The following is a 1,191-nucleotide window of genomic DNA, read 5'->3' on the forward strand; positions in this document are numbered from 1 at the left end:
CGATGGGGGTCAATCGACCCAGACGTGCCTGTCGACGGCGGCGGTGATACTTGCGTTCGATCCAGGTGACGATCGCGATCCGGAGCTCGTCGCGGGTCCGCCACCGCTTCCGGTCCAGGACGTTCTTCTGGAGCAGTGCGAAGAAGGACTCCATCGCCGCATTGTCGCCGGCGGCGCCGACCTTTCCCATTGAGCCGATGAGGTGGTGACGGTTCAGCGCGTGCACGAACTTCCGCGACCGGAACTGCGATCCTCGGTCCGAATGCACGATGCAGCCAGCGACGTCACCGCGGCGGGAAGTGGCGTTGTCCAGGGCGTTCACCGCCAGTCGCGCCTTCATTCGGTCGCTGATCGAGTAGCCGACGATCCGGCCTGAGAACACGTCCTTGATGGCGCAGAGGTAGAGCTTGCCCTCGCTGGTCCAGTGCTCGGTGATGTCGGTCAGCCACAGTTCGTTGACGTCATCGGCGGAGAAGTCCCGCTTCACGAGATCATCGTGGACCGGTGGCCCGGGGCGCTTCCCGTTCTTGCCGCGCTTCTTCCCGAACACGGACCACCACTGGTTGTCCCGGCAGATCCTCCATGCCGTGCGCTCACACATCACCTCACCGGCCTCTGCGGCTTCGCCGACCAGGAACCGGTACCCGTACTCGGGGTCGTCGACGTGGGCGTCCAGCAGCGCGTTGGCGCGGTATGCCTCGATCAGCTCGGCCTGGGTGACCTGCTGTTTCCGCCAGCGGTAGTAGGGCTGACGGGAGAGCTTGAGGACCCGCAGGGACACCGCGACGGGGATGCCGTCGGCGGCGAGCTCGCTCACGAGCGGGTAGAACCTTTTCCCGGCAGGTTCGCCTGGGAGAGGTAGGCGGCGGCGCGGCGGAGGACCTCGTTCTCCTGCTGGAGCAGCCGGATCTGTTTACGCGCCTCACGCAGCTCGGCCGATTCCTCCCGGCTCTTGCCGGGGCGGTTGCCGTCGTCGATGTCGGCTTGGCGAATCCACTTATGGAGCGTCATTTCGTGGACGCCGAAGTCCTTCGCGATCTGCGCGATGGTGATGCCGTCCTCACGGGACCGGGCCACGCGCACGACGTCTTCGCGGAACTCCTGGGGGTAGGGAGCGGGCATGGTGCACATCCTTCCAGGCCGCCCTGCGGGCAAGCCAGATCAGATGTCACCTATCCATGCGGCAGTCCC

General features: G+C 65.8%; 1 protein-coding gene. It reads right to left on the reverse strand.

The window, feature by feature from the left end; all coding sequences use genetic code 11:
- A protein-coding gene (locus tag AC2W7A_RS12670) for an IS3 family transposase (RefSeq protein ID WP_485991643.1) occupies positions 1–1,122 on the reverse strand; the annotation gives its coding sequence in 2 pieces (ribosomal slippage) (positions 1–835 and positions 838–1,122; 1,120 coding nt annotated over the 2 pieces). This gene is flagged as partial in the annotation.
- Positions 1,123–1,191 lie beyond the last annotated feature (69 nt).

The sequence above is a fragment of the Micrococcus sp. LASM2_SD2 genome, assembly GCF_057364565.1.